The following is a 24,490-nucleotide window of genomic DNA, read 5'->3' as shown; positions in this document are numbered from 1 at the left end:
GATAGAAGCCGTGTTTTCATTTGGAACTCGTAATGTCGGAATCGACTTAGGAACTGCCAACACGTTGGTATACATTGAAGGTAAGGGAATTGTGCTTCGTGAGCCATCAGTTGTGGCTCGTAACACAAAGACGAATGAAGTTGTCGCAGTTGGATCGGCTGCGAAGGATATGCTTGGTCGTACGCCAGGCTCAATTAAGGCAATCCGCCCAATGCGCGATGGTGTTATCGCCGATTACGAGACGACGGTTGCTATGTTGAAGTATTACCTGGGCAAGGCCTTGGGTGGCCGCGGTGCTAAGCCATACGTCACGATTGGTGTGCCATCAGGTGTTACGGCTGTTGAACGTCGTGCGGTTATTGATGCGGCACGTGTCGCTGGGGCTCGTGATGCCTATGTTATCGAGGAACCATTTGCTGCTGCTGTTGGGGCTGGCTTGCCAGTGATGGAGCCAACAGGGTCAATGGTTGTTGACCTTGGTGGTGGAACGACTGATGTTGCCACAATTTCATTAGGTGGCATTGTCTCATCACGTTCAATTCGTATGGCCGGTGACAAGATTGACGAAGCAATCATGTCATATATTCGCCAAAAGTATTCTGTTTTGATTGGTGAGCAAACGGCAGAACGCTTGAAGATGGAAATTGGTTCAGCTGATGTTGAAGCTGCTAAGAGTGCGGAAGGTACTTCTGCGCGCGGTCGTGATTTGGTAACTGGTTTGCCAAAGACGATTGATATTGAAGCGGTTGACGTTGCTGATGCGATTAAGGATGTCATTTCAGAAATCATTATTGCAATTAAGGAAACGTTGGAAGAGACGTCACCAGAAATTGCGGCCGATGTCATCGATCACGGTATCGTTTTGACGGGTGGTGGTGCTATGTTGCAACACCTTGATGAAGTAATTGCTGAAGCGACGAAGGTGCCTGTTTTCGTTGCGCCTGAGCCATTGGATGCAGTTGTGATTGGTACTGGTGAAGCATTGAAGTCAATTGATGTTTTGAAGAACAACTAAGCAAGATAGACGATAACGCCGCACCATTCGGTGTGGCGTTGTTTATTTTAATCAAACGAAAGGCAATCGGAAGATGAAAAATATCTTTACATCACGCCGTTTGGTCGTCACAGTGATTGTCGCAATTGTGACGATTGGTGTGATTACACTTAGTTCGCGTGCACGTAGTTCTCAAAAAGAGCCAGCATTGCCAACGCGTGTTGTGTCAGACGTGTCGGGATGGGTGTCTGGTGTTGTGAGTTCACCCGTCAAAGCATTGAGTAGCAGTTATGCGGCAATTACAGATTTGTTGAACACGTATAACGAAAATGAAAAGTTAACAACGAAAATTGATGATTTAGCGCAATCTAAGGTGCAATTACAGACGTTGCAAGCTGAAAACCGTGCTTTGAAAGATCAATTAAAAATTGATGGCACGTTAACCGACTATAAGGTTGTGAATGCAGTTGTCATTTCACGTTCCCCAAGTAATTGGCAATCTCAGTTGATTATCAATAAGGGAACGAATGCCGGCCTTAAGAAGGGCTTGTCAGTGATGGGATCAGGTGGTTTGATCGGTCGCATCACCCAAGTTAATACAACGAATGCCAAGGTTGAATTGTTGTCTGATGATAGTCAAGTTGCGGACCGTTTCGCTATTCGGGTGACGAACAGTAACAGCGAAGTAATTGACGGGATTGTTACCAGTTTCAATCAGTCAAAGAACCTAATTGTGATGGGACAAATTACATCTGACGTTGACGTCAAGAAAGGTGATTTGGTTACCACAAGCGGTTTGGGTGGTGTTACACCGGCTGGTTTGTACGTTGGGAAGGTTGCAAGCATCGGTAAGGATAATTACGGCTTGTCAAAGAAGATTTACATTAAGCCGGCGACAGATTTTAATAATGTGCCTGTTGTCAGCGTGGCAATTCCACAACAATAAAAATAAAACGACCGCAACTTGGCGGTCGTGTTTTTTTTTTTGAATTTTTTATAATAATGGTGGGCCCATTTGTGGGGGGTTGTGGGGATTATTTTAATATGGGCCTTGTCGCCCGCTTGCAAAACCAAAAAAAAAAAAAAAAACACGACCGCAACTTGGCGGTCGTTTTATTTTTATTCATTGTAATATAATACTGGTCGACCATTTAGTGGCTGGATGTGGCGATTATTGTAATCGTAATGCACATGGAAGGCTGCTAATTGATCAGCTGATATTGTCATTGGTTGGGCTAAAATGTACCACTCAACATTCTCTGACAACGGTGGCGTCGTTAATGAACCAATATAATGGTAGTACGATCGATCCGTGGGTAGAATGTCAGTAACATCACATTTGAATGATTGATCATTATTGATGCGACTTAAAATAGTGGCAAAAGTTGTCGATGCCGGGCCGATTTGTAAGAACACCCCAATGACCGCTTGACGACCATCAGGTGCTTGATGAACAAAATGAACTTCTGCATCAAATTGTTTGCCATCAAGCGTGTGTTCGCTGGGGGCGTGAATATGGAACTGTTGTAACTGGAAGGGACGGTTAGCGATTACCGCTGTTCCAGTTAACCCAATTTCGACACCTTGGCCGGTATCGTGGACGTATTGTCCGGTGAGATCATACGCCAAATTTAATGACGCAGGGTAGTCAATCAGATCAGTCTCCGCAGTGCGAATAGCGATTGGTGATTGCATGCGACCTGATGTCATTGACCAAGATTCCTGCGCATCATAGTTGAGCTTTTGCATGGCACTTGGCCTCCTTCTGAAGTTTTTCTCTCTCCTCAGAATACTTTTAGTTTATCAGTAGTCCGGAAAATAGGCTACTAAATCTTTATTTTTCGCTCAGGTTCGGCGGAAGGCGTTGACGTAAAATGCGGTTGGCGCTACTATGAATTAGTTACGATGATGGTAACCACTAAATGGAGAATTAATATGTTGAAATATGTTCACACGTCATGGCTACATTTTGTGTTGGTGTACCTGGCGGTTATGTTAGACGGTGGCATTGCATTGCATTTTGCACCAGTCTTATTTAAAACGCCGATGTCGGCGAGCCCATATCTCTCATTGATTATTATGATGATGCCAATTTTGACTGGCACTGATTCGCAAATGAAGGGACGTTGGCTGTATATCGCTGCATTCCTCGGCGGCCTACTATTTGATATTTTTTATAGCGGTATCATTGGTATTTCAATGATTGGCTTCCCGCTGACTGTTTGGGCAGCAAGTAAGCTCCAAGCTTATTTATCACATAACTTTTTGTCTGCGATGGCGGTTTGGTTTGTCTCGATGAGCTTATACCTGGTCTTTGATTATGCGGCATTTGGTATTATCAATTTGACGAATTTGAACTTTAGCGAATTTATCATGTTTCACATGTTTCCAACGTTGATTGTTAATTTATTAATTTTGGTCGTCATTTATGGCATCATGAATTATCTATACCATGCGACGCGCCAGCCTGATGTGTCGGCGTACAATGTTGACCAGCGTGATCTGAATATGCGAATGACAGGTAAGTCACGGTCAACGCGATTATAAGTCGGTCATCAAAGGTGTTGACTTAAAGTGCAAAGTCAATTAAAGTAATCTCATAAAGATTTGATTGGACGAGTAGTTTAACGTCATTGCTTAGAGAGTTGTGCAGAAGCTGGGAAGCAACCAATGACCTAAATGAACCACACCCATGATTATCGGTACAAGTCAAAACTGTACCCGCTTCGTCTCGTTATCGACGCGCGCCTGTTTTGAACAGGGGTCTGAGTGTTATTTGGTAACAAATAGCAAAATTGAGGTGGAACCACGAAATTAGTCGTCCTCAAGTAACCTTTATTTAGGTTGCTTGAGGGCTTTTTTGTTTAGTTAAGGAGAAAGCTATGGAGTACATGTTGCAGATTATGCCGAGTCTGCTAAGCGGATTGAAAATGACATTTGGTGTCTTTGCATTGACGCTGATTGGGTCAGTACCGCTTGGTATTTTAGTTGCTTTAGCGTTAAAATCAGATATTTATTTACTACGCTGGGTGACGAACGCCTATATTTGGGTGATGCGTGGTACGCCATTGCTATTGCAAATCGTCTTTGTTTACTACGGATTAAGTTTGGCCCACATTATCACACTACCTCGTTTTGAGGCGGCGGTGTTCACATTTATTTTGAACTATGCGGCCTACTTTGCTGAAATTTTCCGTGGTGGGCTCCAAAGCGTGTCACAAGGTCAATATGATGGTGCGAAGGTACTTGGTCTGACGCGTTGGCAAACAATGCGTAAAATTGTATTGCCACAAGTGGTCAAGATTGTGATGCCTTCCGTAGGTAACGAAGTGGTGACCCTGGTCAAGGATTCGTCACTGGTTTACGTCATTGGACTTGGTGATTTGATGCGAGCTGGTAATATTGCGGCATCACGAGACGTCACATTGATGCCTTATTTGCTAGTGGGACTGCTATATTTGCTACTAACAGCTTTGGCAACCGTTATTCAACGACGTGTTGAGACGAAGATGAACTATTACCGTTAAGGAGAGAGCCATGCTTGAAATTAAAAACTTAGCGAAGTCGTACGATACGCGGACGATTTTCAAAAATATGAATTTAACAGTTAATGATGGTGAGGTCCTTAGTATCGTTGGTCCATCTGGAATTGGTAAAACGACCTTTCTACGTATTGTGGCTGGGCTATTGCCTGCGAATGACGGTGAGATGATTTTAAATGGTGAAGCACTTGATTTAACAGGTGAACGCACAGGTGCCCAAGTAGGGGTCATTTTCCAAGATTTTAATTTGTTTCCGCAATATACCGTTAAAGAAAATGTGATGTTGGCACCGCAATTGGTTCACCATGAAACAAAGGCTGAGGCAGCTGATAATGCAGATCGTTTGTTGCAAGATTTGGGCTTAACCGCCCAGGCTGATCAATATCCATTCCAATTATCTGGTGGCCAGAAGCAACGTGTGGCAATTGCACGAGCTTTGGCGATGAAGCCGGGCATTTTGGCATATGATGAACCAACATCTGGCTTAGATGCCGAATCAACAGAACGTGTGATTGCGGTCATTAAGCAATTGCAAGCACAAGGGGTAACGCAGTTGGTAGTGACGCACGATTTGCCGTTTGCGGAAGCGGTCGCGGATAAGACATTTGATTTTGGGACAGATGTAGAACGCTAGGGGGCTGCGTATGAAAAAGAAGATTAATTGGCGTCGCCAAATTATTGGGAACGGGATTGTACTCGTCGTCCTGGCTTTGCTGGTTGGCTTTGTTTGGTATCGAACGTCACATGCAAATGATACTTGGCGCAAAGTGACTGCGGACAAGACGGTTGTTGTTGGACTCGATGATACCTTTGTGCCGATGGGCTATCGGGACAAGTCTGGTAAGTTAGTTGGGTTTGATGTGGATCTGGCCCGGGCAACCTTCAAAAAATTGGGGTTGCGGGTTAAGTTTCAGGCCATTGACTGGTCAATGAAGGAAACGGAGTTGGATACTGGGCACATTGACATGATTTGGAATGGTTATACAATGACGCCAGCTCGAGCAAAGAAGGTCGCCTTCTCGGTACCATATCACAACGATTCACAAGTGCTTGTCACATTAAAGCGTAACCACATCGATACGATTAAACAGATGGCTGGTAAGACGTTAGCTGTTCAGACTGGTTCAGCCGGTTTGACGGTCTTCAACGAGAAACCCAAGGTGTTAAAGGACTTTTTGGGGTCAGCACCGGTACAATATGATACGTTCGATAAAGCTTTGAATGATTTGCAAGTTGGCCGTGTGAGCGCAGTTTTGATTGATAGGGACTATGCCCGTTATTATGTGGCCCACGAACCTAATCCGGCTGATTTTGAAATTATTAAGACGGGCTATGGTGAAGATGCGTATGGTGTGGGGTTCCGTAAGGGGGATGTGACCTTACGAGAAAAGGTCAATCAGGTCTTAACGAGCTTTAAGAAGGACGGTACGTTGGATAAAGTTTCTGAACGTTACTTCGGCACCAAAAATAATGATTAAGAAATAAGGGTGGGATGGCAGTTTATGTCCTACTTGCTAAGGTCGCAAATCCGCCGAATTAAAATCGGCGAATTTGCGACCTTTTTTTGACGTTCATTTTTGTGGCGTGTGACTGCTCGAATATGCCGAACATTTTTAAGCATTAAACGATTGACGCAGTTTGGTGATGTTTTTTGAAACGGTTTGCTAACTGAAATCGGGGCAGGTTAACGGTTGAAACGCGAACGTTCGTCAGATTGATGTAGATTGATGGGTAATGCGGGTTGTGTTTGGCCAGTATCTCGATATGCTAGAGCTTGTAATCGGGAACATATGGATCAGCATAAAGGAGATATTCAACATGAAGACTGCATTTGACACTGTACCGGACGCTTTGCAAACGTTGCGTCAAGGGGGCGTTATTATCTTGGCAGATGATGAGAGTCGCGAAAATGAAGGTGATTTAGTGGCATTGGCTGCTGATATCACACCAGAAACGGTGCATATGATGCTTCGTGAAGCGGCTGGATTGATGTGCACGCCTGTTGGACCAGAAATTGCGGCACGGCTTGGATTGACTGATATGGTGGCTGATTCAACAGATCCTCACCAGACGCCTTTTACGTATACAGTGGATGGGACTGAAGCAGCAACCGGGGTTACGACTGGCGTTTCAGCGGCTGATCGGGCCGCGACAATTCGGCACATTGCGAATCCGACCGCCGTTCGGACGGATTTCAATGCGCCAGGCCACACCCAGCCATTAACAGCCTTAGCTGGTGGGCTGACTGAGCGCGTTGGACATACTGAAGCGGCCGTTGATTTGGCGCGCCTAGCTGGTTCAGAACCAGCCGCCGTTATTATTGAAGTCCTGAAAGCAGATGGCACGATGGCCCGCCGCGATGATCTGTTTGAATTAGCTGATCGCTTGGATTTGCCATTTATTACGATTGCCCAAATTTCGGCGTATCTAGCTACGCCAGTTATGTAATTAAAAAAGTATCCCATCTCAATCTAGGTGCAGCGCCTAGTATTGAGATGGGATTTTTTTGTCATCATTTAAAATGATAACGGTTTCATGAGAAAATTCTTAGTTAAATATGCCTTTGTTCGTTTTACAAAGATGCAAAAACGGTTAAACACGAACTAATATGTTTCATTTTAATGACTTATACTGATAAAACTGTACATTTAATCGTCGTGGTGGTTATATATAGTTGTAAAGACGAACTAAAAATGAGGTGGAAGCTAAATGGTACGTGTTGCGGTAGTAATGGGATCGATTTCAGATTGGTCAACGATGAAAGAAACGGTCGCGGTCTTACAAACGTTTGATGTTGCAGTTGAGACACATATTATTTCGGCACATCGAATGCCTGAGGAGATGACAACGTTTGCCCGAAATGCACGGGACAATGGCATGGGGGTTATTATTGCTGGCGCTGGCGGTGCTGCCCATTTGCCTGGCATGTTGGCAGCGCAGACGACGTTACCAGTAATTGGTGTTCCAATCCAATCACACGCTTTGCAGGGGATGGATTCATTGCTGAGTATCGTGCAGATGCCAGCTGGTGTCCCAGTTGCGACGGTGGCTATTGGGACCGCAGGCGCTAAGAATGCTGCTTATTTGGCAATCCAAATGTTGGGCATTGCGGAGCAAGAACTGGCCGATAAAATAGCCTTATTCCGAGAAGGACAACGCCAACAATCGATTGAGAGTGAGGCGTTGTTACATGACTAAACAAATTTTGCCACCAGCCACTATCGGTATCGTTGGTGGCGGTCAATTGGGACAAATGTTAGCCTTGGCCGCCAAACCAATGGGGTATCAGGTTATTGTCTTGGATCCGCAAGTTGATGCGCCAGCAGCCTTGGTTGCAGATCAACAAATTGTGGCGAGCTACGATGATGTTTCGGCTCTGCGTAATCTTGCTAATCAAGCGGATGTTGTGACGTATGAATTTGAAAATGTGGATCAGACGGCATTACAGACTGCCGTACCAGCTGAAAAGTTACCCCAAGGGGTGGCGTTATTAAACATTACAGCGAACCGGTTGCGTGAGAAACAATTCTTGGCAGCGTTGGGCTTACCAGTTGCCCCATTCGCAGCCGTGGATAACTTGGTCACTTTGGATGCCCGATGTCATGAAGTATCGTTGCCAGCAATTTTGAAAACGGCAACGGGGGGCTATGACGGTCATGGCCAATGGGATATTCCCAATACCGAGGCATTAGCAAATTTGTTAGCACATTGGCAACAACCGACTGATATCGCCCTTGTTTTGGAAAAAAAGTTAGCGTTTGATCGGGAATTGAGCGTGATGGTAACTCGCGATGGTCGGGGTGAAATTCGAACTTGGCCGGTGACGGTCAATGAGCATCAGCACCATATCTTACGAGTGTCCGCGGCACCGGCAACGTTATCACCACAGATTGCCAAGCAAATTGAGACCATTGCGACGACCATTGCCAATGCGCTGCAACTTGTGGGCATTTTAGGCATCGAGCTATTTGTGGTGGGGGAGCGTGTGTATATCAACGAATTAGCCCCACGTCCCCACAATTCTGCGCACTTAACCATCGAGGCGACGAATGTTTCACAATTTGAAGGCCATATTCGAAGTATTACGGGCTTGCCGATTCCGGTGATTACCCAATATGCACCGGCTATCATGTTGAATTTATTAGGGGATCAGATTATACAGGCACGCCAAGATATAGCGACACATGAGGGGTGGCACTTTCACGACTACGGTAAACGTGAAGTGAAGCCGGGACGGAAAATGGGCCACATTACAGCCACTGGCATGGCAGCTATGAAAGATTTGCGCGAATGGGGGACAAGGTTATGACAATTGTACAAGGGGCTTTATTAACAACAGGCAAAGCAAAGGCAGTGTATGCCACGGACGATCCGAATGTGTTGTGGCTCCATAGCTTGGATCAAGCAACAGCGCTTAATGGCAAACAAAAAGCCGAAATTAGCGATAAGGGACGGCTAACGACTCAAATCAGTCAGCAATTGTTTCGCTTTTTAAAGGCGCAAGGCATTGTGACACACTTTCAACAAGCAGTCGGCGAACGTGATGTGTTGGTGACGGCACTGGACATGTTGCCAATTGAAGTTGTGATTCGTAATTATGCGGCGGGCCATTTTGCAACGCGTTACGCGGTGCCAATGTTGACCCCCCTTTCACCCACGGTGCAAGAATATTACTTTAAAAACGATGCCCTTGATGATCCACCATTGAATCAATCGCAAATATTTGCCCTCAACTTAGCGACGCCAAGTCAGTTAACCCAAATCGAGGCAGTTGCTCAAACAGTTAATCGGCAACTCCGCCAATTGTTTGAAACTGTGGGTATTACGTTAATTGATTTTAAATTGGAATTTGGCCTGGACGCTACGGGTGTGTTGACGTTAGGCGATGAACTGTCACCAGATAATATGCGCCTGATTGATCAAGCCACCGGCCAATCCTTAGATAAAGACGTTTTTCGTCAGGGGACGGGCGACTTACGTGATGGATACACAACCGTTTTGCACAGATTAACGACATATTTAGGAGAGTAAGCATGTACACTGCACAGATTACAGTTACTTATAAGCCATCAATTTTGGACCCTCAGGGTGAAGTAATTAAGGATGCTCTTGCGCGTCTCGATTATCAAGGGATAACGTCAGTGACGCAAGGGAAATATTTTGAAGTTAAGTTAACGGCGACCGATGAACAAAGTGCGTATGATGAGGCCACCAGCCTGGCTGAAGCGCTACTAATTAATCCAAACACAGAAGCGTATCGCATCACGATGCTAGCAGAAGTGGAGGCTTAAGATGAAAGCAGCGGTCATTCAATTTCCCGGATCAAATTGTGATTTTGATATGTATTATGCGTTACAGGACTTTGGCGCGGAGGTCCAGTTTGTGACCGAAAAGTCGACTGACCTGTCGGCGTACGATGCGGTGTTCTTACCAGGTGGCTTTTCGTATGGTGATTACTTACGCACAGGAGCGGTGGCACGTTTCGCGCCCGTAATGACGGCCGTGCAAAAAATGGCTGCAACCGGGAAGCTGGTGGTGGGAGTGTGCAATGGCTTTCAGATTTTAACGGAGGCGGGGATGCTACCTGGGCAATTGATGATGAATCAGACACCGGGGTTCATCTGTGATGAGGTTAAGCTAACGATTACTAATCGACAAACGGCCTTCACAAACCAATATATTGATGCAACAACAACGATTAAATTACCAATTGCGCACGGCGAGGGCCGGTATGTTGCTGATGATGCAACGGTGCGAATGTTGCATGAAAATGGGCAGGTTGTCTTAACGTATGCGACTGATGTAAATGGTTCTGTTGATCGGATTGCCGGGATTACGAACCGCAGTGGGAATGTGATTGGCTTGATGCCACATCCAGAACGAGCAGTTGAGACATTGCTTGGTAATACGGATGGACGACCATTTTTTGAAAGTTTACTAGCAACCATTATGACGAAGGAGACTGTAAAGGCATGACAGCATTGTTGGCAACAACGCATGAACCTACACCGGCAGAAATTGCCGCCACGAAACCATATCAGGCGTGGGGATTAACGGACGATGAATACACGTTAATTAAGCAAACATTGGGACGCTTGCCTAATTATACGGAAACGGGGTTGTTTGCAGCCATGTGGTCAGAACACGTTTCCTACAAGAAATCTAAGCCAGTGCTCCGGACGTTTTGGTCAACCAATGAGCGTGTCTTACAAGGACCGGGTGAGGGTGCTGGCATTTTGGATATCGGCGATGGTCAGGCCGTTGTATTTAAAGCTGAATCTCACAACCACCCGTCAGCAGTTGAACCATATGAAGGTGCCGCGACAGGAGTTGGTGGTATCTTACGGGATATTTTTTCAATGGGCGCGCAACCAATCGCGGTGCTTGATAGTTTGCGTTTCGGCGAGTTAACAGATGCTCGTACGCAACATCTGTTAACCGGTGTGATTGATGGAATTGCTGGCTATGGCAATGCGATTGGCATTCCAACCGTTGGTGGCGAGATTGGCTTTGATCCGGTTTATCAAGGCAATCCACTGGTTAATGTAATGGCTGTTGGCGTACTTGATCAGGAACGGATGCAGGTCGGGCGCGCCGATGGTAGTGGTAATACTGTTCTGTATGTCGGGGCAAAAACTGGTCGTGACGGCATTCATGGTGCCACCTTTGCGTCCGCGGAATTTTCATCAGATGCCGAACAAGATCGTTCAGCTGTCCAAGTGGGGGATCCTTTTTTAGAAAAGCTGGTGATGGATGCAACTTTGACAGCAATTCAGCAATTTGGCGAGGTCATTGTCGGGGTGCAGGATATGGGCGCAGCTGGTTTGGTATCTTCGTCAGCTGAAATGGCTGGCAAAGCAGGAATGGGCATTCACTTGCAATTAGACAATGTACCACAACGCGAGACGGGCATGACGCCTTATGAACTCATGTTATCTGAATCGCAAGAACGCATGCTGTTAGTTGTGACAAAAGGTCATGAAGCAGCCGTGCAGGCAGTCTTTCAGCAAGCTAACTTAGAGGCAGTTGTGATTGGCGAAGTTACGGCAACGGGGCGGTATGAATTAACCTGGCATGGCGAGACCGTAGCTGATTTACCAGTCAATTTTTTGACACAGGCCCCTAAACAAAGCATGCAGCAGGTGAAACCAGCACGTCTGCAAGACCCAGCACCAGATTTTACACCGCGTGTGGCTGACTTGACGACAGTTTGGCATGACATATTGGCACGGCCAACGGTTGCTTCGAAAGCGAGCTTGTTCAGACATTTCGATAGTATGGTCCGAACTAATACGGTGATTAAGCCGGGTGGTGATGCGGCTGTTGTCCGTTTACGTGGCACCAAAAAGGCATTAGCCATGACAACGGATGTGAACGCACGATTTACCTACCTCGATCCTTATATCGGTGGGCAACGCGCAGTCGCTGAGGCAGCTGGCAACATTATTGCCACTGGTGCGTTGCCAATCGGCATTACAGATTGCTTGAATTTCGGTAATCCGGATGATCCAGCAATTTATTACGAATTGGCACAATCGGTAGCCGGTATTAACGAGATGGCGCAACAGATTAATACGCCGATTATTTCCGGTAATGTGTCGTTGTATAACGAGACCGACGGTGCTGCGATATATCCGACCCCAATGATTGGCATGGTTGGGTTACATACTGATACTGCTGATATCACAACGATTTCGTTTAAGCAGCCAGATGATGTCATCTATTTGCTTGGTGATACCACAGCTGACTTTAATGGTTCTGAGTTGCAACAACTACAGACTGGGGCCATTGCGGGCCGGTTGCCTAGTTTAAATCGTGATAAATTGTCAGCCACCCAGCAAAGTGTGTTAACGGGGATTCAGCAGGGGCTGATTGCCAGTGCCCACGACCTGGCGGAAGGTGGCTTAGCGGTGTCCTTGGCAGAAAGTGCCTTTAACACACCATTTGGTTTTGATGTAACGGTGCCTTGGACGGCCAGCTGGTTATTTAGTGAGACGCCAGGACGCTTTTTGGTAACTGTGCCAGCGAAAGATGTGGCCACCTTTGAAGCACGCCTGGACACAGCATATCTGCGCCTAGGTACAGTCACACATCATGATCAGTTGGTTGTCACAACAGCTGATGGGACTGTCAGCTTAGATAAGGCCCGCCTGCAACAAGCGTATGAAGGAGCAATCACATGGCAACGCAATTAAATGAACAAACTCGGTCATTAAATGAAGAATGCGGTATTTTTGGGGTTTGGGGCCATCAAACGGCAGCTAATTTGACTTACTATGGCTTACACGCTTTACAGCACCGGGGCCAAGAAGGTGCAGGAATTGTTGCCAATCAGCAAGGACATTTATGGCAAGAACGTGGTCTGGGTTTACTACATGATGTTTTTCGTGACCCGGCGCGGTTAGCGCATTTGCAGGGACAAGCAGCGATTGGTCACGTTCGATATGCGACGGCTGGTTCAGCAGGGATTGAAAATATCCAACCGTTGATGGTGAACTTTTCCGATATGCAATTATCCTTAGCACACAATGGCAATATCACGAATGCCCAATCTTTGCGCCAAAGCCTTGAGATGCAAGGGGCAATTTTTCAATCATCATCGGATACAGAAGTGTTATTGCATTTAATTCGGCGTTCAACGGCGACAACATTTTATGATCGCTTAAAAGATGCTTTGCAACAAGTGCGGGGCGGGTTCGCGTTTTTGCTTCTTACGCCAACCGCCATGTATGCAGCCCTTGATCCACACGGTTTTCGTCCCTTTGTGGTTGGCCAGTTGTCGGATGGTCAGTATGTTGTGACTAGTGAAACAGCTGCGTTACATGCGGTTGGGGCAACGTTTATTCGGGATGTCCAACCGGGGGAGCTATTAACGATTGACCAGGCCGGCTTACGGATTGATCACTACACGAGCAAAACGGATTTACATATTGATGCGATGGAGTATATCTACTTCGCACGGCCTGACTCTGATATTTATGGTGTTAACGTGCATGCTGCTCGTAAACGGATGGGGCGGCAATTAGCGCTTGAACAGCCGGCAACGGGTGACTTGGCGGTTGGTGTGCCGAATTCTTCATTATCGGCCGCCATGGGCTATGCTGAGGCAACGGGCTTACCTAATGAAATGGGGCTGGTTAAAAATCAATATATTGCTCGGACGTTTATCGAGCCAACGCAGGAGCGCCGTGAGCGGGCGGTGCGTATGAAGCTAAGCGCAGTACCGTCGGTGGTTGCCGGTAAACGCGTTGTGCTAGTGGATGATTCAATAGTGCGTGGCACAACATCAAGTTACATTGTCAAAATGTTGCGCGAAGCCGGTGCGAAGGAAGTTCACGTGCGAATTGCGTCACCAGCCTTCAAGTATCCGTCATTTTATGGCGTTGATATGCAAACAACGGCGGAACTTTTAGCGGCGAACCATACATTGGCTGAAATGACGGCCATGTTAGGGGCTGATTCATTAGCTTTTCTATCCGTGCCTGGTTTGGTACAGGCGATTGACTTGCCATACACGGGTAATGGGACTGGCTTAACGACGGCTTACTTTGATGGACATTACCCATCACCAATTTACGATTATGAAAAAACGCTGACGGCGGCGATAACCGCGGGTGAGGTTGATTTTAAAACCGAACCAACGACAACTTATCATCCAAGTCAAGTGTCATCAATTAGTGATCAACAACCAGCTACCGGTCAAACGGTGAGCTAAAAGGGGGAGAAATGACAGAAGCAAATGCGTACGCGGGGGCTGGTGTAGATATCGCAGCCGGTGAAACGGCGGTTGACATGATGCAAGCCGATGCGGCAGCTACCTATACACCAGGCGTTCTTGCTGGGGTTGGCGGTTTTGGTGCAGCGTTTGCATTAGGCACGCAATACCGAGATCCGGTTTTGATTTCAGGCACTGACGGTGTGGGCACAAAACTATTATTGGCCATCATGGCCGGACGACACGAATCAATTGGCCAGGACTTAGTTGCGATGGTGATGAACGACATTGTGGCGCAAGGAGCGAAACCCTTATTTTTACTTGATTATTTAGCAATTGCCAAAATGGTGCCCGAACAGGTAGCGACGATTGTTCGCGGGATTGCGCAAGCGACCCAGGCAACGGGAGCAGCCTTAATTGGTGGTGAATCGGCTGAATTGCCGGGTATGTATGCGCCAGACCATTATGACTTAGCAGCCTTTGGTGTTGGCGTTGTTGAACGAGATGAGATGCTAACAGTTGATCGTGTGGCTACTGGTGATGTGTTGATTGGGTTAGCGTCTAGTGGCATCCATTCCAATGGGTATTCACTGGTGCGTACAGTGTTGGGACTAGAACAGACAGCTGATTTTACGACGTTACCAACGACACTACAGGAGTCCCTTCTAACGCCAACCACCTTGTATGCTCAGACGGTTTTACCGCTACTAGCAGAACGGTTGGTCGTGAGCATGGCCCACATTACCGGTGGTGGTATCGTGGGTAACTTGCCCCGTGCCCTACCCTCGAATGTCTCGGTCACTTTAGAGTGGGGCAGTTGGCCAATTTTGCCGATTTTTATGGAACTGCAACGCCTCGGCCAGCTGTCGTTACCGGATATGTTGGCAACGTTTAATTTGGGGTTGGGGATGATTCTGGTTGTGAAGCCACCCCATGTTGCGCGTGTGTTGGCCATGCTAGCGGATGAAGGTCAAGCTGCGTATCAAGTCGGCACAGTGACGCCTGCCATGTCAGAGAAACTCAATTGGCGAGGTAAGCAACCATGGTCATAACCCGTCCAAAGTTAGCCGTGTTTGCATCAGGAACTGGCACTAATTTGGCCGCGCTTATTCAGGCGACTCAGACTGGTGAGGTGCCAGCCGAAATTGTTCGTGTGGTGGTTGATCGCCGGCATACCGGGGCCCAGCAACTTGCTGAAACGGCGGGTATTCCGGTGTTGCGGATTAACTATAAAGATTACGCGACACGCGAATTGGCAGAAGACGCCATGTTAACGGTCTTGGCATCGGATGGTGTGGTGGGCATCTTATTAGCAGGATATATGCGAATTTTGACCCCCAAGTTGGTCAATGCCTTTCGTCAACGTATTGTGAATATTCATCCGGCGCTGTTGCCCAGTTTTCCTGGCAATTCCGCGATTGCGGATGCGTGGCAGGCTGGTGTTAAAGTGACCGGTGTGACCATTCATTATGTCGATGATGGGGTTGATTCGGGTGAAATTATTGCGCAAGAGGCGGTTAAACTTACCGCAACAGATGATTTGGCGCAGCTAACAACTAAAATTCATGCGGTTGAGCATACGTTGTATCCAGCCACGGTTGCGATGTTGATTAAAAAAGGAGTATTTGTAAAATGACGCGTGCATTACTAAGTGTTTCAGATAAAGCCGGCCTTGTCCCATTCGCGACGACGCTACAGACATTGGGGTTTGAATTAGTTTCAACCGGTGGGACGTTGGCCGTGCTCGAAGCAGCCGGCTTACCAGTTACGCCGGTTGATACGGTAACTGATTTTCCCGAAATGCTGGATGGCCGGGTTAAAACTTTACACCCACGTATTCATGCTGGCTTATTAGCACGGCGTGATGATGAGGCGCATATGGCTACCTTAGCCAAGTATGACATCACCCCGATTGATCTGGTGGTTGTTAATTTGTATCCGTTCAAAGCGACAATTCAAAAGCCAGGTGTCACGCAATCAGAGGCCATTGAAAATATTGACATTGGTGGGCCATCAATGTTGCGGTCGGCGGCTAAAAATTATGCGGGCGTGTTACCGGTGGTCGACCCGGCGGATTACCAAATCGTACTTGACCGGCTACAATCCGGAACAGCTGATGAAGCTGATTTTCGTCAAGCAATGGCGGCGAAAGTGTTCCGCCACACAGCCGCCTATGATGCGCTTATTGCGACATATCTGACAACCGAAGAATTTCCAACGCAGCAAACGCTGACCTATGATCGATTTGACACGCTGCGGTATGGTGAAAATGCGCATCAACAAGCCGCTGCTTATCGCGATGCGTTAGGCAGTGACTATTCAGTATTAAGCGCAGATATTTTGCATGGCAAGCAATTGTCATACAACAACATTCGCGATGCAGATGCAGCGTTGCGAATTATCGCGGAGTTTGCTGCGCCAACTGTGGTGACGGTGAAGCATATGAATCCGGCCGGCATTGGTCAGGGAGCAACGATTGAGGCAGCATGGGATGCGGCCTTTGCGGCTGATGATATCTCCATTTTCGGTGGCATCGTGGCTTTGAATCGTGAAGTTGACTTGGCAACAGCTGAAAAGATGCATCAAATTTTCTTGGAAATTATTATTGCGCCTTCCTTTACTGATGACGCGTACGCTGTTTTAGCTAAGAAAAAGAATTTACGACTGTTGACGTTGCCGTTTACGACTGAGCTGCCGCAACAACTTGAAACGACTGCGATTTTGGGCGGCATGGTCATGCAGGAACGCGACTTAACCACCGAAACAATCGCCGATTTCACAGTTGTTAGTCAGATCCAGCCAACTGCGGCTCAACTGGCAGCGATGGTTTTTGCACAAAAAGCCGTCAAACACGTCAAGTCGAATGCAATTGTGGTCGCACGTGATGGTCAAACATTAGGCGTTGGTGCAGGGCAACCAAATCGCATTGACTCAGTCAAATTGGCAATTAACAAGGCAGAAAGTAAGCCAGGGTATGGTGAGGCTGTTTTGGCATCAGATGCCTTTTTCCCAATGGATGATTCGGTGAGCTACGCAGCTAGTCACGGTATTAAAGCGATTGTTGAACCAGGTGGATCAATTAAGGATCAGGCCTCAATCGATAAGGCAAACGAGCTCGGCATTACGTTGGTATTTTCTGGCGTACGACACTTCAAGCATTAGTGGAGGAAACTAAACTATGGCAACAGTACTTGTAATTGGCTCGGGTGCACGTGAGCATGCTTTGGCACAAGCGTTTGCAAAAAGCGATCAAGTGACAATGGTCTATGTGGCGCCAGGCAATGTTGGCATGCAGGCAGATAAAATTCACCCCGTGGGTATTCCGATGACGGATATCGATGCATTGCGTGATTTTGCAACCATGACGGCGATTGATTTGACGTTTGTTGGGTCTGAAGAACCCTTAATTGCAGGAATTGTTGATGACTTTCAAGCCGCTGGTTTGCCAATTTTCGGTCCAACGAAGGCCGCAGCACAGCTTGAAGGGTCGAAGTCATTTGCCAAGGATCGCTTAGTAGCTGCAGGTATTCCGACAGCTGCGTCGGTAACTGTAACGTCTTGGCCAGCAGCAGAACGTGCCATTATGACCAGTGAAGAACCAGTGGTGGTGAAACAGGATGGTTTGGCGGCTGGTAAAGGTGTGACGATTTATCCGACCCGTCAAGCTGCGTTGCGTGCGGTACAGGAACTTTATCAAGGCAACCAGCAGGCCAAGCTAGTCATTGAAGCCTTTTTAAGGGGTGTTGAGTTTTCAATCTTTAGTTTGGTGGGGCCAAACGGCATCGTTCACACGCCAGTTGCCCAAGATCACAAACGATTATTAGATGGCGATTTGGGACCAAATACTGGTGGCATGGGAGCGTACAGTCCAGTCCGGTGGTTAACTGACGACATCGTGTCAGATGCGATTGATCGATTGGTTGAACCATTGCTGCGTGAAATGGCGACTAATAATACCCCGTTCACGGGTGTGCTATACACCGGGGTGATGTTGACTGCAGATGGCCCAAAGGTAATTGAATACAATGTCCGCTTTGGTGACCCTGAAACGCAAGTGGTTTTGCCACAGCTCCAGAGTGATTTTTATGAACTGGTGCACGAGTTGGTCAATGGTCGCCAACCAGTTGTTCAGTGGCAAACCGCGGATGTTTTTTTAGGAGTTGTACTGGCTGCACGAGGTTATCCAGTTGCCCCAGAAGCTGGCGCTATCGTACCTACAATTTCAATGCCTAAAATAAGGTCATTTTATGCCGGGGTTGGACAAAATGATGATAAACTTATAACAAGTGGTGGCCGAGTGGTAACAATTGTGGCATCGGCGACGAGCGCGACAAGGGCTCAAGCACAGGTCTACGCGGTCCTTGATGCATTGACGACTAAGCTACAATATCGTCATGATATCGGTTATCAAGCAGTTGAAAAAGAAAATAAGGTGGTGTCTGGGGATGCAAACAGATATTGAAATTGCGCAAGCTGCAGAAGTGTGGCCCATTGAAAAAATTGCTGAAAAGGCTGGTTTAACGCCAGCAGAATGGGAACCATACGGTCGTGATAAGGCCAAAATTTCAGTTGATGAAACGGCTCACAAGGCTGAACTTGGTAAGTTGGTCTTGGTGACGTCAATTAATCCAACTCCAGCTGGTGAAGGTAAGTCAACGGTGACGGTCGGACTAGCTGATGCTTTGAATGAAATTGGCCAGCAAACAATGGTGGCTCTTCGTGAACCTTCTTTGGGACCGGTAATGGGACTTAAGGGCGGTGCAACTGGTGGTGGCTATGCCCAAGTTGTGCCAATGGCTGATATTAATTTGCATTTTACTGGCGATTTTCACGCCTTGACGAGTGCTCACAATACGTTGGCGGCCGTCATTGATAATAGTATTTATCAAGGCAACCCGTTGAACATTGACCCACGCCGGTTACTTTGGAAGCGTGCTTTGGATGTTAATGATCGTGCTTTGCGTCACGTGACAATTGGCTTGGGTGGACCAACTTCAGGTGTGCCACGTGAAGACGGCTTTGATATTACGGTTGCATCAGAGCTGATGGCTATTTTGACTTTGTCACACGACTTGATGGACATGAAAGCTCGCATTGAACGCATTGTCATTGGTTACACATATGACAAAGAGCCAGTCACAGTTAAGGATTTGGGTGTTGCAGGTGCGTTGACGACTTTGTTGAAGGATGCCATTAAGCCAAACTTGGTTCAGACGTTAGCACATACACCAGCCTTAATTCACGGTGGTCCATTTGCCAATATTGCCCAAGGTACCAATTCAATTCGTGCGACTAAGACGGCGCTACAGTTAGCAGACTATGTGGTGACTGAAGCCGGCTTTGGGGCTGACCTGGGTGGTGAAAAGTTCTTGGACTTTAAAACACCATTGCTTGGTAAGTATCCTGATGTCATCGTGGTTGTGGCGACGGTCCGAGCACTCAAGATGCACGGCGGGTTGCCTAAAACTGCGCTAACGGAACCGGATGAACAGGCGTTGGCCGCGGGTTTGGCAAACCTTGGGCAACATTTGCAGAGCATGACCCGTTATGGGGTGCCCGTCATCGTAGCTGTAAATCGTTTTGTGACAGATACGCCTGAAGAAATTGCGATGGTTGAAGCCTACGCACGAGACTTTGGCGTGCAGGCGTATGTTGCTGATGTCTGGGCTAAGGGCGGTGCTGGGGCTACCGAGCTAGCTGGTGCGGTCGCTGAAGCAGCGCAAGTCGCGAGTGATTTTAAGCCCTTGTACGAAGCTGATGATGATGCCGTCGTAAAGATCGAAAAAATCGTGCAAACCATTTATGGTGGTACGGGTGTTGAATTATCGGATAAGGCAACTAAGCAGTTACGCGAATTTGCCAAGCGTGGTTGGGATAAATTGCCCGTCATTATGGCGAAGACGCAGTATTCTTTGTCTGATGATGCTAAGAAATTAGGTGCGCCAAAGGACTTTAAGATTCATGTGCGCGAATTTATTCCGAAGTTGGGTGCTGGCTTCTTAGTTGTCATGACTGGTACTGTGCTAACCATGCCAGGTTTACCAAGTCACCCAGCTGCCTATGATATTGATATTGACGAAAACGGCCGGATTACCGGACTGTTCTAGCAGTGGGATAAAAACTCAGTCTTTAGGCTGAGTTTTTTTGTTTATGCATATTGAGTAGGTAAATTTATTCACTTATACTTGATAAGTGAGTTTTTTAAGAGAAATTAATTGAGGAGGAGAAATGGTAAGAAAGAAAGCTATGCCTGCGAAACGATTAACAATCGTTGGTACGTTGGTTGCGTGGATGTTATTTGTTGCGCCAGTTGTTTATTTTTTAATCAGTATTGGCGCGGCAATTAGCGGAGATGGGCAGCTATTTAATTTGGTCTGTTGGTTAATTAGAGGGATTTTAACCTTTAATTATATGGGCTTTTTCTCGCTCGTTAGTATCGGACTTGTTCTGATTGGTGTGATGAATTATCGGTTCGGGGATGATGCGATGCGTAATGGGGTGCCAAATGAAAACTGGGCAACTGTCACTGAAGAAGCGATGCTGAAGGAACGGGCCGTTCAAAACTTCTATTTAGAATTACACGACCATTATTCACGCGTTTCTGAGTGGGTAATTGTGACGCCTGAAGACGATTTTGCACCTGGTGAAGTAGCAGAAGTGTACGGTCGTATCACAACGACTGCACAGGAGGCACATGATGCGACGCGAGATTGAGATTACAAGATTAAAAAAATTCAAGAACAATTGCGCCAGATTCGGCATCTGAATCGAGAACAGATGCAATTATTGCGCAATTTTCATCATGATGTGATGGCACATTTACGACGTTGGCGCGTGCTATTTGGCTTATTAGGCGCATTATTAGCGTTCGTGATTTACATTGGATTACAGCTGGTGCTGATGAAATCGACGCCAGACCAATCAATGGTACATATTATTCTAGGGTATGCCATGGTCATTATTTTTGGCTTCTTCATGGGTGTTGCCTTGGCAAGTAGCGCACTACACGATTGGTTATATCAACGTGTGAGTGACCATTTGTTGTGTGATGATGCTGTGATTTTGCCAGCACTTTGGCAAAATTTGGCAATGGTTAACCAATTGGCAACAACTTTGCAGCAGGATGACTTTTTGCCGGCTGATGTGCGCGAATCGGAAAGTGCGGTTGCACTGGTGATTTCTTATTTTGAACGTAATTTGGCCTATTCACTGCCAGAGGCGCTGTATACGTTAGCCGGTAACTTGCGGGTAGTTTTGCATCCTGATCTACGTAATGAAGTCGCGCAACACCGTCGCTTCGTACGTCGATTACAGCTTGACTTGTCAGATGAACAACAGACCATTAATGAGTTGTACACGTATTTGACGACTGCGCATCATCTGAACCGGATTTAAATTAGAGATTAGAAAGAGGCAAACATGAAGGTTGTTATTGTTGGTGCCTCACATGCGGGTATTGCCGCGGCCCAACGCGTGGTCGCAAAGTACGCGGATGCCGAGGTGACTTTGATTGATAGACGGACGACGCATCTTTCGTTTATTGGTGCAGGCGCCCATATGTATTTGAATGGCGAAATTGATTCGCCGGCTGCGACGGATTATTGTGAAGATGATCAGTTACAAACATTAGGCGTTGATTTACGTCTTGGTGTTAATGTCTTGTCGTTAGATGCTGATCAACGGTTGCTTAATTTGGAAGCAGTTGCAACTGGTGAACAAACGACAGTGCGCTACGATCGTTTGATTTTGGCGACTGGATCAACGCCAAGAATTCCAGCGGTGCCAGGTTTTGAAAGTAAACATGTCCACTTGTTGAAGCGAGTTGATGATGTCATTGCATTGCGCCAGGCATTTGACAATGCGGCGGATGTTTCCGAGCGTCGCGTGATTGTTCTCGGAGGCGGTTTGGCAGGGACAGAAGCTGCCATGGCAATGCGAAACGCTGGGGCGAAAGTCACGTTATTACATAATCACGATAGTCTAGCATCCGGTTATTTTGACCATGATTTTTCACAACGGCTGGCTGACTTATTAAGTGAACACGGTATTGATGTCATCACGAACGTTGATGTGCGACGGATGGAAGACGTCGCAGATCGCGGTGTTGTCATCGAAACGGCAGTGGACACGTATGAAGCAAACGAGGTCATCGTCACGATTGGTATGCTCGCGAATACAATGACCGTTGGCGACGAAGTCACAATTGGTGTTAATCGTTCAGCTGTCGTGGATGAGTATATGTATACGACCAATCCCTACATTTTAGCGGTTGGTGATGCAGCGACTTCGAAAAATCCACAACTGCAGGAAAACTGGTCGATTATGCATGCATCCGGTGCCGTGCGCCAAGGGATTTTGGCGGCTGAAAATTTGTTTGAAAAGCGTATTAGTTCGCCGGGTAGCCAAGCCGCTTATGGCGTGAAATTATTTGACTGGTTCTTTATGCGAGTTGGCGTAACTGCTGATAGTGCACGTTTTGTCAATCGGGCGGTTGCCGAGTATGTTCTTGAAACCGATCGGGTTGCTGATTATATGGTTGTTGATAATGAAGATACCCATATTTGGATTAAAGTCATTTTTGATCCCATAACCCATGTATTGCTTGGTGTACAAATGCAATCAAAGCGCGATTTCACGGAGATGTTTAATATGATGGCGGTGGCATTGAACCATCAGGTCACTTTGGAAGACCTAGCGTTTAGCGATATGATGTTTGAGCCACATGCTAATACACCATTGAATTTTTTGTCAGATGTCGCTTTGAGAGCATTAGATGAAAACGAGGCGCGCTCATGATGATGTTTAATCGGGCGGTACTTGTTTTAATTGTGGCGTTTGTATTCACGCCGGTTATTGCAGGAACCGTACGCTTTATAGAGGATTTGCTATTTGACAAGCAAGTTGCACGTCGGACAGCACAGATGACAGCAGGCACCCAGCCACTTGTGTCGATCGTGTTGCCCTTTGGTGGGGATGTCACCGAACTACAGCACCAACTTGAGACCATGCGGACATCGTTGACATATCAGCGGTATGAGGTGTTGGTGATGGTTACAGCTGAAACAGCTGCGGTCTTACGCCGACTTCGTCAAATCGTTGCACAACATCAAATGGTGCGGGTGATTGAATTTACGGCAGCTACGAATTCAGCGAACTTGTTGTCACAAGGCGCGATGTTCAGTCGTGGTGAATTTGTATTGACATTACCCGTACACGGCGTAGTTAGCGGTGATTCTTTGGAAGAAACGTTAGCCTTGTTTATGACGGATATTAACGGCACATCAGCATCACGCGTTGGTGCCGTTATGCTTGAAACGCTACCGCAACAAGCTGATGGCTTTGCCACCACAATCGCTCAAATGGATGCGGCCGTTGAACTGGCTGCCGATCGGCGTAAACAGGCGTGGCATGATGTGATGATTCGTGTCGAAAAAGAGGCGATTATGTACCGTCGCACGGCGCTATTGGCAATTGGACTTTGGCGATCAAATCGCATTGGTGCTGAAACAGATTTGTTCTGGCGGTTACAGTTGCGTGGTTGGGTCGTTCGGTACAACACCTTTGCAACAAGTACGCGGGTGACACCAACGCGTTTACGTGGTTGGATTTCAGAACGGTTTGTTTGGAATGCAGCCGTGATTGAAAACTTATTTGCCCATAGTCGTGACATTGTTTTTCAACCAATTCGGTATCGTCGTGTCGTTCGTTTGTGGCTTGGCGAGTGGATTATGCTGGCTTGGTCATGGTATATGACAGCGCTAATTTTATGGGGAATATATTTATTACTCACCATTCATACGTCTGAAATTGCCTATGTTGTGGCAACAAGTGGTGCGATTTTGTTGTTTGTCCAATTTATCGTTGGTATGATGCAATTACTTGTTGCGATTAACTACCGGCGACACAAGGGATTATCAAACCGTTTTGTTTGGCGCGCGGGCTGGTTTGCCTGGGCTAATTGGTGGATTACAGCGCTTTTCAAGACCGTTGCAACCGTCAAAGTGGTATACAATATGTTATTTGATCCCGAGACCCGAGCCTATGATTAAGCTACTTTGGATGGCGAAATATGTTAAAAAAGAGGTTGGCGTAAAAATCGGTTCAAAGTCAAATGGTACTGATGACCGGTAAAATTTAATATTTTGAACCTTGCTTAGGCAGCTGATTTCACATTGTTGAGATCAGCTGCCTTTTGCTTATAGTTCATTGAGTAGAAACTATTCTTGAATGAGATAAGAA

24 protein-coding genes are annotated in these 24,490 nt (G+C 46.8%); 23 read left to right on the top strand and 1 reads right to left on the bottom strand.

The window, feature by feature from the left end:
• The first annotated feature begins 10 nt into the window (after positions 1-10).
• Both ACJ28U_RS02080 and mreC read left to right on the top strand, forming a co-directional pair.
• A complete protein-coding gene (locus tag ACJ28U_RS02080; RefSeq protein WP_010373337.1) occupies positions 11-1,015 on the top strand; it encodes a rod shape-determining protein in 1,005 nt (334 codons plus the stop codon).
• A 73-nt stretch (positions 1,016-1,088) separates the two neighbouring features.
• Entirely contained in the window at positions 1,089-1,940 is an 852-nt protein-coding gene (mreC, locus tag ACJ28U_RS02075; protein ID WP_043708241.1) for a rod shape-determining protein MreC, read from the top strand.
• Positions 1,941-2,113: 173 nt separating this feature from the next.
• On the opposite strand, the gene ACJ28U_RS02070 is transcribed toward mreC, so the two are convergent.
• A complete protein-coding gene (locus ACJ28U_RS02070; RefSeq protein WP_099087569.1) occupies positions 2,114-2,743 on the bottom strand; it encodes a carbonic anhydrase family protein in 630 nt (209 codons plus the stop codon).
• A gap of 186 nt (positions 2,744-2,929) precedes the next feature.
• On the opposite strand from ACJ28U_RS02070, the gene mreD reads away from it, so the two are divergent.
• The 21 genes from mreD (at position 2,930) to ACJ28U_RS01965 (ending at position 24,300) form a co-directional block, all read left to right on the top strand.
• Positions 2,930-3,541: a rod shape-determining protein MreD gene (gene mreD / locus ACJ28U_RS02065; protein WP_099087568.1), complete on the top strand. Its 612-nt coding sequence runs from the start codon at positions 2,930-2,932 to the stop codon at positions 3,539-3,541.
• A gap of 335 nt (positions 3,542-3,876) precedes the next feature.
• Positions 3,877-4,521 carry an amino acid ABC transporter permease gene (locus ACJ28U_RS02060; RefSeq protein WP_099087567.1) on the top strand — a complete coding sequence of 215 codons (645 nt, stop codon included), beginning with the start codon at positions 3,877-3,879 and terminating at the stop codon, positions 4,519-4,521.
• A 10-nt stretch (positions 4,522-4,531) separates the two neighbouring features.
• Positions 4,532-5,170 carry an amino acid ABC transporter ATP-binding protein gene (locus ACJ28U_RS02055; RefSeq protein ID WP_407618241.1) on the top strand — a complete coding sequence of 213 codons (639 nt, stop codon included), beginning with the start codon at positions 4,532-4,534 and terminating at the stop codon, positions 5,168-5,170.
• Positions 5,171-5,180: 10 nt separating this feature from the next.
• On the top strand, positions 5,181-6,014 hold the full coding sequence (locus ACJ28U_RS02050; RefSeq protein ID WP_407618240.1) for an amino acid ABC transporter substrate-binding protein: 834 nt from the start codon (positions 5,181-5,183) through the stop codon (positions 6,012-6,014).
• A 340-nt stretch (positions 6,015-6,354) separates the two neighbouring features.
• Entirely contained in the window at positions 6,355-6,984 is a 630-nt protein-coding gene (gene ribB / locus ACJ28U_RS02045; protein WP_010372605.1) for a 3,4-dihydroxy-2-butanone-4-phosphate synthase, read from the top strand.
• A gap of 261 nt (positions 6,985-7,245) precedes the next feature.
• Positions 7,246-7,734, top strand: a complete 489-nt coding sequence (purE, locus tag ACJ28U_RS02040) for a 5-(carboxyamino)imidazole ribonucleotide mutase (protein WP_099087564.1) — start codon at positions 7,246-7,248, stop codon at positions 7,732-7,734.
• Complete coding sequence (gene purK, locus ACJ28U_RS02035) at positions 7,727-8,845, top strand: 5-(carboxyamino)imidazole ribonucleotide synthase (RefSeq protein WP_407618239.1); 1,119 nt, start codon at positions 7,727-7,729, stop codon at positions 8,843-8,845. Before purE ends, purK begins: the two co-directional genes overlap by 8 nt.
• Positions 8,842-9,567, top strand: a complete 726-nt coding sequence (locus ACJ28U_RS02030; protein WP_407618238.1) for a phosphoribosylaminoimidazolesuccinocarboxamide synthase — start codon at positions 8,842-8,844, stop codon at positions 9,565-9,567. The genes purK and ACJ28U_RS02030 overlap by 4 nt, the downstream gene beginning before the upstream one ends.
• 2 nt (positions 9,568-9,569) lie before the next feature.
• Positions 9,570-9,827 carry a phosphoribosylformylglycinamidine synthase subunit PurS gene (gene purS / locus ACJ28U_RS02025; RefSeq protein ID WP_407618237.1) on the top strand — a complete coding sequence of 86 codons (258 nt, stop codon included), beginning with the start codon at positions 9,570-9,572 and terminating at the stop codon, positions 9,825-9,827.
• Position 9,828: 1 nt separating this feature from the next.
• Positions 9,829-10,512 carry a phosphoribosylformylglycinamidine synthase subunit PurQ gene (purQ, locus tag ACJ28U_RS02020; protein ID WP_407618236.1) on the top strand — a complete coding sequence of 228 codons (684 nt, stop codon included), beginning with the start codon at positions 9,829-9,831 and terminating at the stop codon, positions 10,510-10,512.
• Positions 10,509-12,731: a phosphoribosylformylglycinamidine synthase subunit PurL gene (gene purL, locus ACJ28U_RS02015; protein WP_407618235.1), complete on the top strand. Its 2,223-nt coding sequence runs from the start codon at positions 10,509-10,511 to the stop codon at positions 12,729-12,731. The genes purQ and purL overlap by 4 nt, the downstream gene beginning before the upstream one ends.
• Positions 12,716-14,251 carry an amidophosphoribosyltransferase gene (gene purF, locus ACJ28U_RS02010; protein WP_407618234.1) on the top strand — a complete coding sequence of 512 codons (1,536 nt, stop codon included), beginning with the start codon at positions 12,716-12,718 and terminating at the stop codon, positions 14,249-14,251. Before purL ends, purF begins: the two co-directional genes overlap by 16 nt.
• 11 nt (positions 14,252-14,262) lie before the next feature.
• Positions 14,263-15,303: a phosphoribosylformylglycinamidine cyclo-ligase gene (gene purM, locus ACJ28U_RS02005; RefSeq protein ID WP_407618233.1), complete on the top strand. Its 1,041-nt coding sequence runs from the start codon at positions 14,263-14,265 to the stop codon at positions 15,301-15,303.
• On the top strand, positions 15,294-15,887 hold the full coding sequence (purN, locus tag ACJ28U_RS02000; RefSeq protein WP_099087556.1) for a phosphoribosylglycinamide formyltransferase: 594 nt from the start codon (positions 15,294-15,296) through the stop codon (positions 15,885-15,887). Before purM ends, purN begins: the two co-directional genes overlap by 10 nt.
• The gene (gene purH / locus ACJ28U_RS01995) at positions 15,884-17,413 is read left to right on the top strand and encodes a bifunctional phosphoribosylaminoimidazolecarboxamide formyltransferase/IMP cyclohydrolase (protein WP_407618232.1); all 1,530 of its coding nucleotides are present in this window, start codon (positions 15,884-15,886) and stop codon (positions 17,411-17,413) included. Before purN ends, purH begins: the two co-directional genes overlap by 4 nt.
• A gap of 16 nt (positions 17,414-17,429) precedes the next feature.
• The gene (gene purD, locus ACJ28U_RS01990) at positions 17,430-18,713 is read left to right on the top strand and encodes a phosphoribosylamine--glycine ligase (protein WP_407618231.1); all 1,284 of its coding nucleotides are present in this window, start codon (positions 17,430-17,432) and stop codon (positions 18,711-18,713) included.
• Positions 18,697-20,358 carry a formate--tetrahydrofolate ligase gene (locus tag ACJ28U_RS01985; protein ID WP_407618230.1) on the top strand — a complete coding sequence of 554 codons (1,662 nt, stop codon included), beginning with the start codon at positions 18,697-18,699 and terminating at the stop codon, positions 20,356-20,358. Before purD ends, ACJ28U_RS01985 begins: the two co-directional genes overlap by 17 nt.
• Before the next feature lie 121 nt (positions 20,359-20,479).
• Positions 20,480-20,965 carry a hypothetical protein gene (locus tag ACJ28U_RS01980; protein ID WP_143699558.1) on the top strand — a complete coding sequence of 162 codons (486 nt, stop codon included), beginning with the start codon at positions 20,480-20,482 and terminating at the stop codon, positions 20,963-20,965.
• Between the two features lie 96 nt (positions 20,966-21,061).
• On the top strand, positions 21,062-21,646 hold the full coding sequence (locus ACJ28U_RS01975) for a hypothetical protein (RefSeq protein ID WP_407618229.1): 585 nt from the start codon (positions 21,062-21,064) through the stop codon (positions 21,644-21,646).
• Between the two features lie 24 nt (positions 21,647-21,670).
• A complete protein-coding gene (locus ACJ28U_RS01970) occupies positions 21,671-23,047 on the top strand; it encodes an FAD-dependent oxidoreductase (protein WP_099087550.1) in 1,377 nt (458 codons plus the stop codon).
• Positions 23,044-24,300: a glycosyltransferase gene (locus ACJ28U_RS01965; RefSeq protein ID WP_407618228.1), complete on the top strand. Its 1,257-nt coding sequence runs from the start codon at positions 23,044-23,046 to the stop codon at positions 24,298-24,300. Before ACJ28U_RS01970 ends, ACJ28U_RS01965 begins: the two co-directional genes overlap by 4 nt.
• Positions 24,301-24,490: the final 190 nt, after the last annotated feature.

Origin of the sequence: Weissella sp. MSCH1 (genome assembly GCF_045799135.1) — a bacterium.
Lineage (GTDB): Bacteria > Bacillota > Bacilli > Lactobacillales > Lactobacillaceae > Weissella.
The sequence above is the reverse complement of the archived record's forward strand: the minus strand, read 5'-3'. Positions and strand labels throughout refer to the sequence as shown.

Excerpts from the sequence above, each read along its gene's own strand:
- ACJ28U_RS02070 (WP_099087569.1), bottom strand. The coding sequence starts at position 2,743 with ATGCAAAAGCTCAACTATGATGCGCAGGAATCTTGGTCAATGACATCA.
- ACJ28U_RS02030 (WP_407618238.1), top strand. The coding sequence starts at position 8,842 with ATGACAATTGTACAAGGGGCTTTATTAACAACAGGCAAAGCAAAGGCA.
- ACJ28U_RS02060 (WP_099087567.1), top strand. The coding sequence starts at position 3,877 with ATGGAGTACATGTTGCAGATTATGCCGAGTCTGCTAAGCGGATTGAAA.
- ACJ28U_RS02050 (WP_407618240.1), top strand. The coding sequence starts at position 5,181 with ATGAAAAAGAAGATTAATTGGCGTCGCCAAATTATTGGGAACGGGATT.
- purL (WP_407618235.1), top strand. The coding sequence starts at position 10,509 with ATGACAGCATTGTTGGCAACAACGCATGAACCTACACCGGCAGAAATT.
- ACJ28U_RS01980 (WP_143699558.1), top strand. The coding sequence starts at position 20,480 with ATGGTAAGAAAGAAAGCTATGCCTGCGAAACGATTAACAATCGTTGGT.
- purF (WP_407618234.1), top strand. The coding sequence starts at position 12,716 with ATGGCAACGCAATTAAATGAACAAACTCGGTCATTAAATGAAGAATGC.
- ACJ28U_RS01970 (WP_099087550.1), top strand. The coding sequence starts at position 21,671 with ATGAAGGTTGTTATTGTTGGTGCCTCACATGCGGGTATTGCCGCGGCC.
- ACJ28U_RS02055 (WP_407618241.1), top strand. The coding sequence starts at position 4,532 with ATGCTTGAAATTAAAAACTTAGCGAAGTCGTACGATACGCGGACGATT.
- purN (WP_099087556.1), top strand. The coding sequence starts at position 15,294 with ATGGTCATAACCCGTCCAAAGTTAGCCGTGTTTGCATCAGGAACTGGC.
- purK (WP_407618239.1), top strand. The coding sequence starts at position 7,727 with ATGACTAAACAAATTTTGCCACCAGCCACTATCGGTATCGTTGGTGGC.
- ACJ28U_RS01985 (WP_407618230.1), top strand. The coding sequence starts at position 18,697 with ATGCAAACAGATATTGAAATTGCGCAAGCTGCAGAAGTGTGGCCCATT.
- purD (WP_407618231.1), top strand. The coding sequence starts at position 17,430 with ATGGCAACAGTACTTGTAATTGGCTCGGGTGCACGTGAGCATGCTTTG.
- ACJ28U_RS01975 (WP_407618229.1), top strand. The coding sequence starts at position 21,062 with ATGGCACATTTACGACGTTGGCGCGTGCTATTTGGCTTATTAGGCGCA.
- purH (WP_407618232.1), top strand. The coding sequence starts at position 15,884 with ATGACGCGTGCATTACTAAGTGTTTCAGATAAAGCCGGCCTTGTCCCA.
- ACJ28U_RS01965 (WP_407618228.1), top strand. The coding sequence starts at position 23,044 with ATGATGATGTTTAATCGGGCGGTACTTGTTTTAATTGTGGCGTTTGTA.
- purM (WP_407618233.1), top strand. The coding sequence starts at position 14,263 with ATGACAGAAGCAAATGCGTACGCGGGGGCTGGTGTAGATATCGCAGCC.
- purS (WP_407618237.1), top strand. The coding sequence starts at position 9,570 with ATGTACACTGCACAGATTACAGTTACTTATAAGCCATCAATTTTGGAC.
- mreC (WP_043708241.1), top strand. The coding sequence starts at position 1,089 with ATGAAAAATATCTTTACATCACGCCGTTTGGTCGTCACAGTGATTGTC.
- mreD (WP_099087568.1), top strand. The coding sequence starts at position 2,930 with ATGTTGAAATATGTTCACACGTCATGGCTACATTTTGTGTTGGTGTAC.
- ribB (WP_010372605.1), top strand. The coding sequence starts at position 6,355 with ATGAAGACTGCATTTGACACTGTACCGGACGCTTTGCAAACGTTGCGT.
- purE (WP_099087564.1), top strand. The coding sequence starts at position 7,246 with ATGGTACGTGTTGCGGTAGTAATGGGATCGATTTCAGATTGGTCAACG.
- purQ (WP_407618236.1), top strand. The coding sequence starts at position 9,829 with ATGAAAGCAGCGGTCATTCAATTTCCCGGATCAAATTGTGATTTTGAT.